This window comes from Enterobacter sp. MGH120 (assembly GCF_001037725.1).
GTDB classification, from domain to species: domain Bacteria; phylum Pseudomonadota; class Gammaproteobacteria; order Enterobacterales; family Enterobacteriaceae; genus Enterobacter; species Enterobacter hormaechei_C.
The window spans coordinates 318,501-334,443 of sequence record NZ_KQ089940.1; the positions used below are offsets into that span (position 1 = coordinate 318,501).

Below are 15,943 nucleotides of genomic sequence, written 5' to 3' on the forward strand. Positions count from 1 at the left end.
TTGATTAATTCCAGGATGCGCTAACATCTATTCTTCCCTGCGCGGTCACTTCGCCAAACCAGCTATTTCCGTCATAGGTGGTTTTCGATACCGGATTATCCATAACGAACTGGAGGACCAGCGGTGTTTTCCAGAGCCACATATCGGTCACGCCGGAACTCATTTTGTCCCACTCTTCCGCATGGGTGGCCGGCGCCGGGATCGACAGTACTTCGCCTTTACAGTTGTGCGCCATCAGCGTCTGGCTTTTCCCCACCAGCACGTTGCCCGGAATGGGAACCGTGAAGCCGTTGCCGCTAAAGGCGCAGTAGTCCACCCCATTAAGGCTTTGGGTAGGCCCGGTTACTTTTACCGTGACCGCAATCGCCGCATCTTTTTGCGCCCCGCTGTAGGTGATGGTGTAGGGGATCTCAATGGGCGCTTCGCCGATAATACCTTTCCCGGAGCCGCCCAGACCGTCAGGATCGAGGGTGTAATCCGGGTTGTCTGGCACAATCTCCAGCCCGGGCTCGATAGGGTTAATCACCAGGCCGCCCCCCGGCTGGAAGCAGAAATCCGCCGCCAGCGAGCTGTTGCCGGGCGTCAGACACAGGCTGACGATATTGCCAATGTTGCTGCCGTCCCCCGCCTGCGCCACGCTCAGAATTAACGCTTTCGGCAAAAAGATTTTAAGGGACGCTTTGCCGCCGTTTTTCTGCGGCGCTGCAAGGAAGGTGTTCGCCAGGACACGCGTATCGCTCAGGATACCGCCGGAGATACTGTACCAGGTGTTTTCATCGAAGGTCAGCTCGGCGGCAAGCCCGGTGCCGCCGCTCATGTGCGATTGCAGCACGCTGTTGACGCGGGAAGAGGTGAGCGCCAGCCCCCCGTTGTAACCGGAGATATCCTCCCCAACAAACGTGTATTCGAGCAGGTCGCACAGGACGCCAGAGACCGTGTTGCGGGTGTATTTGGTGCAGGTGGCCCCCGTTGATCCATCGACAATCGTCACCTCACCGCTGATCGGGTCAATCCCCAGGTTAAGCGCCCTGGCGTTGGTCATGGTCAGCGTGCCCACCTTGTGAAGCGTATTGGTGGTGGTCACTTTGTTGATGGAGCTGATTTGCGGCGTGGAGGTGATGGTCACTTCATCCCCTGGCGCGGCGTTGAGCAGATAGTTAAAGAACGGATCGCCCAGTACCCAGCGCCCGTATGACGTGCCGGGCTCCATCACCGGCGGCTTAACCACCATCGACGTGTCGGTATAGCTGGTCGTCGGGGTGTACCCCGTGTTGCCGCAGGACGAGGAACACGCCGTCCCTTTGAAGAACGGAGAGGCGCTGGAACCGGTCACCGAAAAGTCGATGGTCAGCGCGCTGCCTGCCGGACCGCTGTAGCTGTTGTCCGGGATGTAAGTGGCGATACCGTTATTCGTTTTCGCACTCAGGGTCGGCCACTCGCGCGAACCGTGTAAAAACGCGGTCGACGTGCTGTTCAGACTAAACAGCCCCGCGCTGTTTCCCGTCCCGTTATTGTCCGGGTTATTAATGGCGAAATAGGGCAGCTCCTGCGCCTGGGCCGCCGCGCTCATCAGCAGTAAATTAAGAGCGAATATCTTTTTCATCGTCACGTTCCTGCGTTCCTTTTGCTTCCTGCCAGACAAAATCGCCTTTGTCGCAGGAGATGTCCCCGAGCCACAGCGCACCGCGGTTAGACTCGATGTCCAGGCGCACTTCGCAGACGCTGTCGTCCGGCGTGGCGATACTCAGGACAGGGTTGTTCTTATCAACGTCGATCACGAAGCGTCCGTCGTTTTCCGTCCGGGTCAGCCCAACGTGGTTTTTGATCTGCATGGCGCCAACCGGGGCCCCGTTTGCATCCACAAGACGACCAAACAGGGTGACGATTTTCTTCACCTGCGGCTTCATCACCACGGTATTACCCGGATAAACCGTGATATGGCGACGCGCATTCGCGCCAATCTCATAGCTTTCCGTACCGGTTTCACTGTTCATCACTTCCAGGTCATAAGCCTGGTATGCCGGCAGCGACAGCCAGGTCTTATCCCCTTTGATGCGTTCTGCCCGGCCGTTAAGCTTCAGGGTCAGCGCTTCATCAGATTTGAGACCGGTACTGACAATCACCCCTGCGCTTTCGGTGCCTTTCCCGGCGGCGATGGCCTCTTTGGACCAGCCCACGCTGCCGTCACTGGTCAGCGTGGAGTTCCAGCCTTTACTCATGCCGCTCTGGACGCTGAGGATGTTGCTGTTCCACGGCGTGTCGAAGTTCACGCTGCCGCCGCCGCTTACGCTGCGATCCTGGCGGCTGTTAAAGGCTTTCGAGACGTTGGCGGTGGCCGATTTCAGGTAATCGCCTTCAAACTGGCGGCTGGCGCTGACGTTCAGCGCTGTGCCGGTATCGCGATTGTGGGAAACGCCAACCGACACGGTATTGCCGAGCGGTATGGCGAAATCGAGCATCACGTAACGATCTTTCTCTTCGTAATACCCGTCGTATTTGTTGCGCGACATTCCCACCCGCAGGCGCGCCGTACCGTAGCGACCGGCGTATAACCCCTGGGAGTAGTCCAGCTGATAGCGTTTATAGCGATAGAGGTCGTCTTCCTGACGCATCAGGCTCAGGTTGCCTGCCGAGGGCAGGCCGAATGACGGCAGGCTAAAGGAAGCGCCCCAGGTGTTGCCCTTGCTCTCATAGATATCCAGGAACTTGCCGCTGGAGAGCTGTTCATGGGAGTACCACACCGAGCCGATCTGCCACGGCAGGCTGAGATTCGCCCCATAGTTGGCGCGATACGTTCCGTCGGAGGCGGCCATGGTCTGGGTATTCACCGAGAAATAGCCCGTCAGGTTCAGGGAGGCCCACAGCTCGCTGACGATGTGTTCCCGCATCATGTAGGTAGAGGCGTTCCAGTCGACCATCCCGCTGCGCTTGCTGAACGAGGCTCCCACCAGCGACATGGTGTCTTTATGTTTGGTGTCGTAATCGTAGTAGTAGGTGTTATCCTGCTCGTTTTTGCGTTTCGCGTATTTTTTATAATTGACGACGGATTTATCGCGGCTATACATCCCGCCCCACATCTGCCAGCGCAGCGTTTCCGACACGTTGCTGGAGAACGGTTTATTTACGGTGTACATGCTGCGCGACACGGTGCGGCTTCCGCTCACCACTTCAACTTCGACGCTGTAGATCCCGTAGGGCAGGCTGCTGGTGTCAATTTCATGGTTGCCGACGTCAAAGCGCTGAATGCCGATAAGCTGCCCGTCACGACGAATACGGGCCTCGCCCGCCGTGGGAAAATAGACCACCACCGGCGTCAGAGAGAGCGTGTTATCGCGCTTGCGGGAGTTGGCCTGGTTGCCCATGGAAACGCCGTAGACTTCACCGCCGGAAATCCCGCTGACGCTCGCCAGAGACTGCATCGCCCAGCCGTTCAGCATGCCCGCGGCGTAGCGCATCCCCTGATAGTCGCGCTCCCACATAACCGCGTTCATCTGGGTATCGCTGCTGCTCTCGTTGACGTAGCCAGAGCCATCGATCAGCACATGATCGACGCCCATTGAGATCCAGTTTCTCGCGTTCAGATAGCCCGACGACCAGCTGTCACCGTAGCCGCTCTCGGTGTGATACGCCCCGAGGTTGTAGGAGAACGTGCCGCTCAGGTCGTCAGACTCCGGCGCATCAATATCCACCTCACGCGGGCGAATATTCACCCCGTAGTCGCTCTGCGACAGATTCAGCAACAGGCGCATTTTTTTCTGATCCAGTTCGAACGCCGAACCCGCGCTAACCGGAATACGCATCTGGCCATCAAACTGCTTATCGTTAATGCTTTGCAGTAACGCCCGCATCTCTTTTGACAGACGAATGCCGTTATCAGACTCCTGGACCTGAACATCCCTCAGCCCCAGCTTCAGATCTTTTGCAAAGAGCGTCACGTCACCGATACGAACATATTCGCTCGCCGTGCCTTCGTGGTTCCCTTGTTGTGCTGAGTGTGGACGCGTATTCACCAGATAGACGGGAATTTTGATCCCCTGCTCCAGCAGTGCATAAAGCGAGTCGGGAAAACGGTAATTAGCGATAACCACGGAGCTTGAGGCTGCATGCGCAAGCGCGGGCAGCGTGCCGGATGCGCAAGCCATCATCACCGGCAACACTAATTTATTTTTCACCATGCATCCTTACTTAACAGGAATGAACTGTTTCAGGTCCCATATTCCGAGATGAAAATGGTTATCCGTAACGTTGATATCCTCGATAGCGCGCGAGGTCTCTGGCATCAGGTAGAAGTTTTTGCTACACGGCGTGCCGGGGGATTCCGGATTAGGCTTCAGGCAGGTCCCGGTCGCATTGACGCGAAACGAGGTGTTCCCTTTATTGGTTATTTTTCCCGCCACATAGACGAAATCAATCTTCTTATTCCGGGGCTGAACCACCAGAATGGTGCTCACCACCGCACGCGTCATCCCGGTGCCGTTTTTTGGCGAACCGCTGTCCACCTCTTCGCTTACCCCTTCATCCGTGAAGGTAATGCGGTAGTAACGCTCTTTGTTATCGGCGTTCCCGTGATAGTAAAATTTGACGATATTGCTGGTACCGGCGGGCATTACCATGCGCGTGGGCGTCAGCAACAGTTCGTCCACTTTCTCCGGATTAATGACGATCCCTTCATCCATTGGGCTGCTGATCCGCTGTGCGCGAACAGAAACAATACGCACGCTGTCTGCTTCGTTTTTTATTTCCTTGGCGGTGGAGTCAGCATCCGCAGAAATAATGGTGGTGACTTTTCCCACATTAATGGCCAGCGCGGAGGAAGAGATAAATAATAAAAATAAGAAGGTGGATTTGAGGTTAAACATGCTATTTCCCTAAACAGGGGCTTGCGCCCCTGGATCGATCAGGCCTTAGCCCCAGGTTGCGCGGAACGCAACAGACACGGTCCCTTCCCACAGGCTGTTGGTCAGGTCTTTGAACTCTTTCGCAGTACCCGCGTTGTCCTGAGCGGAGTCAACGTAGAAGACGAATTTGTCCTGGCCGGTAATTTCGGTATCTGCCGCCGCGCCTGCGCTGGTGGTCAGGTTCCACAGGCCAGAAGAGACGCCGGTGTTAGAAGAAGAATCAACCAGCGTGGTCCATGCGGTCGATTTCGCCCCCACGGTGCCACCGATAGAGCCCAGGTCGTTACCGCCCCAACGCGCACCCACTTTCAGCTTGGTCGCTTCACCACCCACGCTGAACAGCGTGTTGTTTGAATCGTCGAGGATAGCTTCGAGTTTGAAGCTGGTCGCCGTAGAGTGATCGCCACGGATAGCCACATCAAACAGACCGGTATCGGTGTTGAAAGATTTGGTATTGGCGCTGTAAACGAAGTTCAAAGCACGCGTTGGCGTAACAACCAGATCGGATTCGCTGTCTTTGGTCGCGGTTGCCTGCCAGGTGGCAGAAGCCGTCGTTTCAGCTGCATTAACTGCGCTCAGGGCAGAAACAGACAGCAGGGAGCCCAGAACGATAGCGTTCAGTTTGTTCATTTATTTAGTCCTTCAAAAAAGAATCCACGTGTATAAAAAGGGGAGCCCCTTTTTCGAGGCGGAGTATAGACAGCCGCAAAATAACGAGGCAATACAGAAAAATTCACTCGACGGAGAGTAACAATAAAAATATAAATAAATTTCTCGTATCTTATTGTTACGTATTGAGTAAATTACTCAATTTCCCGAGTAATAGATAAATATCGATTTTTCAATAAAGAAAAATATCAGGACGTCGGGACAGCCACACACATCATTACAGGCAACACCAGCCCCTTAATTAACCACGCATGTTTTTTTACGCTGGTAATATAGAAGAAGTTGATATTATCAAGTAACATTTCGTTTACAACGCCATCCGGCGCCGCATCATCTTCAGATTTATTCAGCTTTTTATCCTTAATATAAAAGATATTGCTGCCGTCGACTTTTTCCACGCTGAGCGTGTAATTTCTGTCAATCAGGTAGCTTTTGCCCTCTTTCTTGAGTACGCCTTTATGAATAACCGTCACAACATCTTTGTTGTTAAACAGGAAAAGCGTGGTTAGCGACATATCGGTTGACTCACCCGTGGAATAGGTTTTCCAGGAAATGGTATCTGACTGGCAGCCAAACCCCTCATCCTGCGTTCTGGTAAAATAGACCCATAACAACGCGATGACAGACAGCGCCAGTACGATACTGAACAGTACACTCATTTTAGTCCTTGACATATTTTAACTCCCGGTCAGGCTTCTGTAAGAAATGCAGTTCTTATAATCGTCGATACTGTCCTGCTGATAACAGATGGCCAGGAAATAATTTTCTATCTGCGACTTTTTAAACCTGGAATAGTAAGCATCTGCAACCTGATGTTGACAGTCGATATGTTGACTGGCGATGACCTCTTTTACGTGATTAAAGTAGTGCTGTCGCGGCTGATACATATTCTTATCGATCAGGTATATCGTACACCTGTCCACTTTACCGAGCAGATGCATATCAGAATCTTTCAGGCTCTCGGCATAGGAATCCCGCTGGTGCAACAGTAAAACAGCGGTGCCGGTAACAATAATCAGTAATAACGTGCAGAGAGAAATAAAGAGTCTGTGCAGCGATATTATTTGTTTAGGCGGATCGGCATCTTTCTTATGCGCTAGCGTATCGAATGCTTCAGAGGCAGATTCTTCGCTAAGCGTTGAAATAACCGGCGGCCTGACCGTGTGGTGTTCAATATGCGCGGCAAGGCTAAATCCCTTGCCACGTATCGTTTTTATCAGTAAAGGGTCGCAGCCTAATGTACGAAATGCTTTTCTGATTTCACTTATGGCAACATTCAGACTCACCGAAGAACCAGAGAAACCATGATCCTCCCAGACCTTCTTTATCAGGTCGTCTCTGTCGAGTGTTTTACCATTATTGATGATAAGTTCATAAAGCAGACGACCCGCCTGGTTAGATAACTTAATGGATGACTCTTCCTCTCCATTAATCATGATCATACCGGTGTCGACTTCATAAAGCATTGTAAGATCAATGAGATACTTCATATTATTATTACGCCATTGTTAAATTTTTGTGCATTTGCCAGGCAATAATAAGTCTAAAGTTTGTGTGGTCAAGTCGCGTGATATTAATTGAGAGATGAATTCATAAAGCTTCATTAATTAACGATTATTAAAGCATTAATAAAAATCTTCGAACCAACGCATTTAGGTTAAAACATTAAAAAAAACATACTGACAAGATTATAATCTTAAACTTTAGAAGTTATTGGAATAATGTTTTGTTATGTACTTTTTTAGTGCAACATAATATCGTCAAAGCATTCTCCCGAGTCGCCATGCGTCTAGCCGGTACATCAGGGACATGTGTAGCCGATTAACATTCATTTTAAATAACACAAATCTTCATGGAGTTTATCATGTTCAAATCGATCATGACCGTATCACTGCTGGCCGCCGCTATTGCCTCTACCAGCGCAGTGGCCGCAGACAATTCGGCGGGTGGTATCATTAACTTTACCGGCGCTATTACCGATACAACCTGTACCATTAACGGCGGTAAAAGCGCGGACTTTACCGTTGCGCTTTCCCCTATTTCGGTAAAAGATGCGGGCACCACGGTTGGCCTGATCACCCGAAATAAAAAATCTATTGCGCTGACATTCTCTGGTTGCTCACCAGCAGCCGGAACGACCGGTACCCCGCTGAAAGTTTATTTCTCCAGCGCGGATAATATTTCCACTGACGGTAAATACCTGCTGAATAACAGCGTGAACGAAAGCGATGCCAGCGTGGCACGTAATGTCGGCTTTGCGTTAGTGGAGCCAGGTTCGTCTACGCCTATTACCCTGAACCAGCCTTACACGACAAATATTATGGGTACAGCGACCGCGCCAGATTCCGAAACGCTGACGCTGGACGTTTATTACTATAAAACAAACGCCGCTGCCGCCACCGTGGGCGAGTTAAGCTCCAACGTAACGTATACCATTTCCTACCTGTAATAGTGATTATTCAGGCTCTGTTTTCGCAGAGCCTGTATTTAAGGTTGCAATCATGCGCAAGGCAATTTTGCTGGCAGGCTTACTGCTAAGCACGGGTCACTCATGGGCCAATATTGTCATTAATGGCACCCGTGTCCTTTATCCTGAAAATAACAAAGAGGTGATCGTCCAGTTAATGAATACGGGCGATGCGCCGGCTCTGGTACAATCCTGGATAGATGACGGTGATATTAATTCCACGCCGGAAACAGCCAATGTGCCGTTTCTGTTGTCGCCGCCGGTGATAAAGGTTAACGAACATAATGGTCAACAGCTTCGTATTAAAAAGCTGCCGTCCAGCTTGCCTGCGGATCGCGAATCCGTCTTTTTCCTGAATGTCCTCGACATTCCGCCCAGACCTGAAAATCTGCAAAACCAGAATACTGTTCAGCTGGCGATTAAATCCCGTATCAAACTTTTTTATCGGCCCGCTGCGCTGAAAGGCACGCTGGATGACGCGGTGGCGAAACTGACGCTCGCCGCCGACGGCGATCGCTTTCGCATTACAAATAACAGTCCGTTCCATATTACGGTCGCCAATATTTCGCTGGGTAAAACGAAATTGCTCCAGGAGTCCCCGATGGTTTCCCCGTTTGGGCAGCTGACGGTCGCCGCCAAAAATACGGTTAAGCGCGGACAGACCTTCCAGCTGATGTATGTGGACGATCTTGGCGCGTATAAAACCCGGACTTTCACCAGTCAGTGATCGGAAAGACTCACCATGAAAATGAAACAAAACAGACTCTGTCTGCTGGCAGTCTGCACGCTTCTGCTTTCGCATAAATCAGGGGCCGTCTCGTTTGATCCCTCCCTGCTTGCTGGCGCATCCGGTGAGTCCGATCTGTCTCGCTTTTCCGAAAACAACGCCATGCCTGCCGGCAGTCAGGAGATGGATATCTACGTAAACGGCAGCTGGAAGGGACGTTATACCGTCATCTACGGCGAGCAGCGTGACGACATCCGCCTTGCCTGGAAAGATGCCCGGTCGCTGGGCATCAACACCACGTCCGTGCCTGCGCCCGCCATTGCGCACGGGCAGGTCCAGCTGCGCGATCTGGTTCAGGGCGGTGAAGTCAAAACCGATACCAGCACCCTGAGTCTGGCGCTTACCGTTCCGCAGGCGGCCGTGCAGCGTACTGAAGAAGGTTACATTGCCCCCCAGTTCTGGGACGAGGGGATCCCGGCGCTGATGCTCTCGTGGAACACGACCTGGTACAACACCCGCGCGAAAGGCACTGCGAAAGACACAAATGATGATTTTTATGCCGGGCTGGATTCCGGCGCCAACCTGTTCGGCTGGCAGTTTCGCGACAGCAGCGCCTGGCGGAAAACCGCCAGCGGAGAGAGTAGCTGGCAGAATAATACCCGCTACCTGCGCCGTCCCCTGGCCTCGCTGAAATCCAACCTGACGCTGGGTGACTTTTATATTCCTGGCGATCTGTTTGATTCCCTGCGCGTGCGCGGCGTGTCGCTGGCGTCGGATATGAAGATGCGCCCAAATTCACAGCAGGGTTTTTCACCGGTGGTTCACGGCGTGGCACGGACGAACGCCCTGGTGAAAGTTATCCAGAATGGCAACGTGATCTATCAGGAGAACGTGCCGCCGGGCCAGTTTACCCTCGACAGCATTCAGCCTACCGGCTCCGCGGGCGATTTGCTGGTGGTGGTGCGTGAGGCGGACGGTTCACAGCAGTCCTTCACGGTGCCGTTTTCCGCCGTGCCCGGGATGCTAAAAGAAGGGGTGAGTCAGTACAGCGTGGTGGCGGGTAAAGTGCACCAGAACACGCTCGATGCCGAACCCGCATTCATGCAGGCCACGCTGCGCTACGGGTTTAATAACCTCATCACCGGGTATACCGGGACGATTATTAGCGATAACTACCAGGCCGGGCTTGTCGGTACCGGGTGGAACCTTCCCTTTGGCGCGGTCTCGTTTGATGTCACCCACGCCAAAACCACCCTACAGGATCGCACCAGCAGCGGTCAGAGTTATCGCGTGTCGTACAGCAAATTTATCGATACCACTGCCACCAACTTCACTCTGGCGGCCTATCGCTATTCCACTAAAGGCTATTACAGCTTCAGCGACGCGCTCTATTCGCGCGAAGGGTATCAGCGCCTGAGAGCGCAGTACGACGACTATGAAGATCGGTTTGGCGTTGCGCCCGACATGTCGCTAAGCACCTGGGACGCCCTGCGCGCGGCGCAGCCCAAGAATACCTTTACGCTTAACCTTAATCAGCGCCTGCTCAATAACTGGGGCACGGTGTTTGTCTCCGGCACACAGCGCGATTACTGGAACTCACAGCAAACCACGCGCGAATATCAGATGGGCTATTCCAACGCCATCGGCCGCGCCAGCTATACCCTGTCGGCCAGCCGGGTACGGAACAGGGACAGTGAAGAAGAGACGCGCCTTTACCTCTCCCTCAGCCTGCCGTTCTCGCTGTTTGATAATAATGCGTGGATCACCTCCAGCCTGACGGCCAGCGATTCGCATTACGAGCAGAGCAATATCAGCATGAGCGGGAACGCGCTGGCGTCGAACCGCCTGAGCTATACCCTCTCCGGCAGTAATGCGCGTGGGGGTAAAAATGCGGCAAGCGTTAACGCCGCGTACCGTTCGAACTTCGCGACACTCGGTGGCTCTTACAGCGAATCCTCCGACTACCGCCAGACCGGGCTCAGCGGACGCGGAAGCCTGGTGGCCTACCCGTGGCACGTTCTCGCCTCAAACGAAACCGGCACAACCATGACTATCGTCGATGCGCCAAAGGCGGAGGGGCTGATGGTGAACGGCGATGAAAGCATTATGACGAACCGCGATGGCGTAGCGCTGGTGCCTTACGCCACCCCGTATCGCAAAAACGCCATTACGTTAACTGAAACGGAAAACAGCGCTGGCGCGGAGGTGATCGGCAATATGGCTAACGTGGCGCCTTATGACGGGGCGGTGAGTTATATCCGCTTCGAAACCGATAAGCGCCAGTCATGGGTACTTCATGCGACGCGCACCGACGGCAAACCGCTGCCGTTTGGCACTGAAGTGCTGGATGAACACGGTGGATCTGTCGGGTATGTCGGCCAGGCCAGCGTACTGTATATCCGTGCTGAACAGCCGCCACGCGCGCTCAACGTGCATCTCCGCAGCGGAAAGTGCGAAATCTCCTCCCCGGCCTGGGGGCTGAACAGCCCCTCATCGGTTTGCCATTAATTACGGATTATCAAAATGTTACGATCATTCATGTTCCTGCTCCTCACCAGCATTAGCGGGATGAGCTATGCCACCTGCTCCGGCAGCAGCATCGTTTATGGCACACCGATTACCATTGATTTATCGGATAAGCTGAGCCCGGCCACGCCCACATGGACCGGCAGCTTCACCACCCAGTACAGCGGCTCGTTCAACTGTACGACGGGTAACAGTGAATTTTCTTACACGCCGATCCTCTCGACCGACAGCAAATACGCGACCATCCTCGGGTTCAGCAACAACAAGTATATGGTGCGGGCGGAGATCACCAATCCCCCGGCCAATAAAACCCTGTCAGCCAGCGGTAGCCATACGGCGTCTGAGCTGAACACACCGTTTACGGTTCGCTTCACCCTCGTTAACCAGAGCGGTACCACCCTGACGGGGGATACGGCGAACATGAGCGACGTTCTGTTCGTCAGCGACATGAGCGGGTTATCCATCTGGGAAATCATCACCTGGCCAATCAATCAGGTCATCAAGATAGCGCAGTGGTTATTCAGCGGGTTCAAGTGGCCTTACGACAACCGAGATATGTTTGGTCAACCGATGATCATCAAATACGCGCCGAAACTGACTACCTGTTCCTTTGATAATGCGGGGCTGACCGTGGCGCTGCCGACGCTCGGCATTCCCCAGCTCAGTGCATCCTCACAGCCGGGGCTGACGCCTTTTTCACTGAACATGAGCTGTCAGAACGTCGGGGTTAACGGCAATTCCGATCGGTCAATTGAGATGTTTCTGTCCAGCACGCAGCTGCTCTCAACCGACAGCTCGGTGCTGATCGACAGCAGCAGTAGCGCGGCGCAGGGCGTGGGGCTCCGCCTGATAAAACGTGACGCCCCGCAAACGCCGGTGACCTTCTCTACCTCAACCACCAGCCGTGGCAACGCCACGATGATTTTCAGCGTGGCGGCTGGCGCGGCGCTGGACGAACATTTCACCCTTCCGATGGCGGCGTACTATTACGTGTGGGCGCCCGCCCAAGTGAGCCAGGGTAAGATCAATACATCGGCTACGCTGAATATTATCTATCCCTGATGTGAACTATTCCTCCATCTTTCCAACCGCTTGCACATACTTAATCAGTTCGCTGTGGTTGGAAAGATTCAGCTTTTTCATTGCATTGTGTTTCTGTGTCGCAATGGTACTGACCGAACGGTTTCGATGACGGGCAATCTCCGTCGTTGAAAATCCTTCCACGATAAGATGAAGCACCTCCCACTCTCTGGCCGAGAGGATGGAACGCGCCCGGGAGCCGGACCGCATTACCCGCCTGAGCCACGAAGAGATCGACGGTTTTTGCCCGTCCGCCATGAGCAACGCGGGTAATTCCTTTTTCAGTTCAGTCAATTCATCCTGCTGACTGATGGTTAATTCAAATTTCATCTCCAGAACTTTTTTTAACAGCCCGTAAGGCAGCTCGGGCACCAACAGAACACGCCTGACGTGATGGGTTTTACATAAAGATGTAAAACGGCTGCTGACCTCCGCACTCCACTCTTTATGATTAAGCAGATAATTAAATTCAGTGAAGAAAACATCCACGTTATTATCCGCCACCGCCGCCAGCGCCTGTTCTGTGGAATCGACCTGAGTAATGTTCAGTACGTAATCGGGTAAAAGATCCTGGAGCGCCCGGAATATTATCTCTTTAAATATATTTATTTTGTAAAACACCATTACCCTTACGATACGTTCAGTATTATTCATGTCTTTTCTAAATTCTCGTGACCGGAGGAAAATGATAATAGTTTATGTACTCACCACTCACAACCTCTTCGCGCCAGGATTTTATCCTTCTCAGGATTAAAAATCTGAACAAGGACATTAAATTCATAGAAAAAATTCTATTTTATTCTGCACGCCGTTTCCCCTCGCAGATAAAGCCCTGTCGATAATCCTGCCACGATCACAATTTTTCTTACAGGAACAGCAGTAAATCACTGAAAAGGCGGTGGATTAACCCCATTAATCAACCTTCTGATGCTTATTATCCGCTCATTTACAGAATAAAAATCTGGCATGAATATTATTAGAAGATTAAAACAATTGCATATACCATTAAAACCATTTTTCAATTTTATCTTCCGCTAATAATTGGCTTCAGCTTTACTCGACGGTTTGTATTGGCTTACATTGATGCCATCGCATCGCGTTATTTAAAAAGTGCTCGCTATTCTTTTAATAAGAGAGTGCGAACCGCCATTTTCTCTTATATGGACTGTTTACTCAGCGAAAGGAGAATGCCAATGCAAAATAAAAAAACAATTCACGTTGCCGTTGTTGACAGCTGCGAATTCACGATGATTGGCCTGCAATCGCTTGGAAAGCGTGAGCCTGATGAAAAACACGACGTTATTTTCCATGGATTTACCCATATCGAAGAACTTGCTATGAGTGAACAACTCTTTGATATCATCATTTATGATCCGTTGAATACGCGTCATTTCCGGGTGACGACGAATGACGACATTCTCTGTATTAAACAGAAACAAGTGACAGCGAAGATCTATATCTATTCGTTATCCGCCGGCTATTTGAAATTTAAACATGTTGATGGAGTCATCAGCAAAAGAGTCTCCCTGGGGGATATCAAAGCGCTGTGGCAAATACTGATGAGCCAGACGCCGCAAGAGTCTGGCCGTTACAACGTAGGCATGACGACCCGCTTACGCACCCCGGCGAGGCTGTCCAGCGAGGAGGCAAGCGTACTGCGCGGCTATTCCTGTAATCTCAAAACCAAGCAAATCGCCCGTCAGCTGGGGTGTAACGTCAGGCTGGTTTACTTTTATAAGAACAACGCCATGAACAAGCTTAAGGCCGTGCGTGGTCCCTCGTTTTACCAGAGCATTCGCTGGATCCTGAATTAAAAATTTGACCGTGTGTCGTTTGCCTTTTGTTCCCGTGTCCGCGGGAACCTTTTTTCATTTCCTGAAGGCTGTTCCATGTATACCGTTCTTCCCTCTCCCCTGTTGCAACGTATCTCAGGGCTGCGATTCCAGCCGCTTGTCGATCTTCATTCGGGCCAGGTGTTCGCGCATGAAGTTCTCGTGGAGATCCATAACGTCAATCTTGAGGTGCTGTTTGCCTCGCTGCCCTCGCGCAGCGCGCTGCAAATCTTCTTCTGGCAGGCCAACACCCTGTTACAGATACCCGCCCGGGACGCTTACTGGCTAAACCTTCCGGCAGAACACCTTCTCAACGAACGCGCTATCCGGTTGTTGCTGGCGTTACGCCATCAGCAGCGGTTAACGATTGAAATTCAGGATCCCCTCACCATCACACGGCTGAGCGAGGATGAGCAACGTCGCCTTCATGCCACGCTTGTTCGGTTAAAAGAGGCGGGATGGCAAATCTGGCTGGACGATTTAACCCGGGAGTTGGCGGAGGCGTTCGCGCGGCTTGCGCTGCCGCTGGATGGGGTGAAAATTGACCGCTCAGCGCTGCGCGAGCGCGCGCCGCTTGCCCCGTTTGTACAGGAGGTCAGGGCAGGTATCGCGCAATCAATTCTTATAGAAGGCATCGAAAACTCGCGGGATCTGGCGCGCGCCCGCGCGTCCGGCGCACAGTCTGGTCAGGGTTTTCTGTGGCCCGAAAGCCGAACCGATGCCCGCGTAACGCTTTGACGGCCAGCGGAGCGCTGGCCTTTTTACCGGGGCTTACCAGCCCGGCACCGCGCCACCGTTAAAAATGGTCTCCGCCGCTTTCGCCACTTCCGGCGACTGATAGGACTGGATAAATTCCTTCACGTTTTCGGCGTCTTTGTTCTCTTCACGCGTGACCACAATATTCACGTAGGGTGAGTTTTTGTCTTCGATAAAGACGCTGTCGTGTACCGGAGAAAGCCCCGTTTGCTGGAGATAGGTGGTACTGATGATGGCCACATCCACTTTCGGATCGTCCAGCACGCGCGGCAGCTGCGCCCCTTCCAGCTCCATAATCTGTAAGTTTTTCGGGTTCGCGGTAATATCCAGCGCCGTTGGCAGCAGGCCAACATCCGGTTTAAGGGTAATCAGCTTCTCTTTTTGCAGCAGCAACAGCGCGCGGCCAAGGTTGGTGGGATCGTTTGGAATCGCAATGGTTGCGCCGTCCTTCAGCTCAGAGACCGATTTAATCTTTCGGGAGTAACCCGCCATCGGGAAGACGAAGGTATTGGCCACGGCGACCAGCTTGTAATTGTGCGCCTTGTTATCTTCTGCGAGGAACGGGCGATGCTGGAAGACGTTGGCGTCCAGTTCGCCCTGGTTGGTGGCATCGTTGGGTAGCAGCGAGCCGCTAAAGCCCACCAGCTCAACATCCAGACCGTATTTCTCCTTTGCCACCTTTTTGGCGACTTCCGCCACGTCCTGCTCAGCGCCATTGATCACGCCGACTTTAATGTGTCTGGCATCATTGCCGCCCTGATCACAGCCCGCGAGCAGCAGGCCAGTCAGGAGAAGCGCACCCAATCGAAGTTTCACGAGACAGTTCCTTTTGATAGACGTTTTGAAGACTATATCGACAACGAGACGGCAGGCTAAAAAACGAAAAGGAATCAGTAAGACGGTTAAGTTATATGCGGCCTGTTGCCGGGTGGCGCTGCGCTCACCCGGCCTACGTGACGGGGGAAGTGTAGGCCCGGTAAGCGTAGCG

At 52.7% G+C, this 15,943-nt stretch carries 14 protein-coding genes; 6 read left to right on the top strand and 8 right to left on the bottom strand.

What is annotated here, in order from left to right:
- Positions 1-4: 4 nt before the first annotated feature.
- From SK54_RS01535 to SK54_RS01560, 6 genes are all read right to left on the bottom strand, one after another.
- Positions 5-1,603 carry a hypothetical protein gene (locus tag SK54_RS01535; RefSeq protein ID WP_023295679.1) on the bottom strand — a complete coding sequence of 533 codons (1,599 nt, stop codon included), beginning with the start codon at positions 1,601-1,603 and terminating at the stop codon, positions 5-7.
- On the bottom strand, positions 1,581-4,175 hold the full coding sequence (locus SK54_RS01540) for a CS1-pili formation C-terminal domain-containing protein (RefSeq protein ID WP_032620742.1): 2,595 nt from the start codon (positions 4,173-4,175) through the stop codon (positions 1,581-1,583). Before SK54_RS01540 ends, SK54_RS01535 begins: the two co-directional genes overlap by 23 nt.
- A 6-nt stretch (positions 4,176-4,181) precedes the next feature.
- Positions 4,182-4,859, bottom strand: coding sequence for an EcpB family pilus assembly chaperone (locus tag SK54_RS01545; protein ID WP_032668886.1), 678 nt, complete (start codon positions 4,857-4,859; stop codon positions 4,182-4,184).
- A gap of 45 nt (positions 4,860-4,904) precedes the next feature.
- Entirely contained in the window at positions 4,905-5,528 is a 624-nt protein-coding gene (locus SK54_RS01550; RefSeq protein ID WP_003860995.1) for a common pilus major fimbrillin subunit EcpA, read from the bottom strand.
- A 227-nt stretch (positions 5,529-5,755) separates the two neighbouring features.
- Positions 5,756-6,226, bottom strand: a complete 471-nt coding sequence (locus SK54_RS01555) for a hypothetical protein (RefSeq protein WP_017383656.1) — start codon at positions 6,224-6,226, stop codon at positions 5,756-5,758.
- Between the two features lie 18 nt (positions 6,227-6,244).
- The gene (locus SK54_RS01560) at positions 6,245-7,057 is read right to left on the bottom strand and encodes a winged helix-turn-helix domain-containing protein (RefSeq protein WP_015570087.1); all 813 of its coding nucleotides are present in this window, start codon (positions 7,055-7,057) and stop codon (positions 6,245-6,247) included.
- A gap of 374 nt (positions 7,058-7,431) precedes the next feature.
- Here SK54_RS01560 and SK54_RS01565 point away from each other — a divergent pair, with 374 nt between their 5' ends.
- From SK54_RS01565 to SK54_RS01580, 4 genes are read left to right on the top strand one after another with little or no spacing between them, the layout of a single operon-like run.
- The gene (locus SK54_RS01565) at positions 7,432-8,016 is read left to right on the top strand and encodes a fimbrial protein (protein ID WP_017383657.1); all 585 of its coding nucleotides are present in this window, start codon (positions 7,432-7,434) and stop codon (positions 8,014-8,016) included.
- Positions 8,017-8,068: 52 nt separating this feature from the next.
- Positions 8,069-8,761, top strand: coding sequence for a fimbrial biogenesis chaperone (locus SK54_RS01570; RefSeq protein WP_015570089.1), 693 nt, complete (start codon positions 8,069-8,071; stop codon positions 8,759-8,761).
- 15 nt (positions 8,762-8,776) lie between these two features.
- Positions 8,777-11,269 (top strand): fimbria/pilus outer membrane usher protein, encoded by a 2,493-nt coding sequence (locus SK54_RS01575; protein WP_015570090.1) that lies wholly within the window; start codon positions 8,777-8,779, stop codon positions 11,267-11,269.
- A 15-nt stretch (positions 11,270-11,284) separates the two neighbouring features.
- Positions 11,285-12,349, top strand: coding sequence for a fimbrial protein (locus SK54_RS01580; RefSeq protein WP_048246618.1), 1,065 nt, complete (start codon positions 11,285-11,287; stop codon positions 12,347-12,349).
- Between the two features lie 6 nt (positions 12,350-12,355).
- Here the strand turns inward: SK54_RS01580 and SK54_RS01585 are convergent, their stop codons facing one another.
- A complete protein-coding gene (locus SK54_RS01585; RefSeq protein ID WP_015570092.1) occupies positions 12,356-12,991 on the bottom strand; it encodes a LuxR C-terminal-related transcriptional regulator in 636 nt (211 codons plus the stop codon).
- A gap of 569 nt (positions 12,992-13,560) precedes the next feature.
- Here SK54_RS01585 and SK54_RS01590 point away from each other — a divergent pair.
- On the top strand, positions 13,561-14,181 hold the full coding sequence (locus SK54_RS01590; RefSeq protein WP_015570093.1) for a LuxR C-terminal-related transcriptional regulator: 621 nt from the start codon (positions 13,561-13,563) through the stop codon (positions 14,179-14,181).
- A 75-nt stretch (positions 14,182-14,256) separates the two neighbouring features.
- Positions 14,257-14,937 carry an EAL domain-containing protein gene (locus tag SK54_RS01595; RefSeq protein ID WP_015570094.1) on the top strand — a complete coding sequence of 227 codons (681 nt, stop codon included), beginning with the start codon at positions 14,257-14,259 and terminating at the stop codon, positions 14,935-14,937.
- A 33-nt stretch (positions 14,938-14,970) separates the two neighbouring features.
- Here the strand turns inward: SK54_RS01595 and nlpA are convergent, their stop codons facing one another.
- Positions 14,971-15,771 (bottom strand): lipoprotein NlpA, encoded by an 801-nt coding sequence (gene nlpA / locus SK54_RS01600; protein ID WP_020480549.1) that lies wholly within the window; start codon positions 15,769-15,771, stop codon positions 14,971-14,973.
- Positions 15,772-15,943 lie beyond the last annotated feature (172 nt).

Coding starts and splice junctions, on each gene's coding strand:
- SK54_RS01535 (WP_023295679.1), bottom strand. CDS start 1,603: ATGAAAAAGATATTCGCTCTTAATTTACTGCTGATGAGCGCGGCGGCC.
- SK54_RS01540 (WP_032620742.1), bottom strand. CDS start 4,175: ATGGTGAAAAATAAATTAGTGTTGCCGGTGATGATGGCTTGCGCATCC.
- SK54_RS01545 (WP_032668886.1), bottom strand. CDS start 4,859: ATGTTTAACCTCAAATCCACCTTCTTATTTTTATTATTTATCTCTTCC.
- SK54_RS01550 (WP_003860995.1), bottom strand. CDS start 5,528: ATGAACAAACTGAACGCTATCGTTCTGGGCTCCCTGCTGTCTGTTTCT.
- SK54_RS01555 (WP_017383656.1), bottom strand. CDS start 6,226: ATGAGTGTACTGTTCAGTATCGTACTGGCGCTGTCTGTCATCGCGTTG.
- SK54_RS01560 (WP_015570087.1), bottom strand. CDS start 7,057: ATGAAGTATCTCATTGATCTTACAATGCTTTATGAAGTCGACACCGGT.
- SK54_RS01565 (WP_017383657.1), top strand. CDS start 7,432: ATGTTCAAATCGATCATGACCGTATCACTGCTGGCCGCCGCTATTGCC.
- SK54_RS01570 (WP_015570089.1), top strand. CDS start 8,069: ATGCGCAAGGCAATTTTGCTGGCAGGCTTACTGCTAAGCACGGGTCAC.
- SK54_RS01575 (WP_015570090.1), top strand. CDS start 8,777: ATGAAAATGAAACAAAACAGACTCTGTCTGCTGGCAGTCTGCACGCTT.
- SK54_RS01580 (WP_048246618.1), top strand. CDS start 11,285: ATGTTACGATCATTCATGTTCCTGCTCCTCACCAGCATTAGCGGGATG.
- SK54_RS01585 (WP_015570092.1), bottom strand. CDS start 12,991: ATGGTGTTTTACAAAATAAATATATTTAAAGAGATAATATTCCGGGCG.
- SK54_RS01590 (WP_015570093.1), top strand. CDS start 13,561: ATGCAAAATAAAAAAACAATTCACGTTGCCGTTGTTGACAGCTGCGAA.
- SK54_RS01595 (WP_015570094.1), top strand. CDS start 14,257: ATGTATACCGTTCTTCCCTCTCCCCTGTTGCAACGTATCTCAGGGCTG.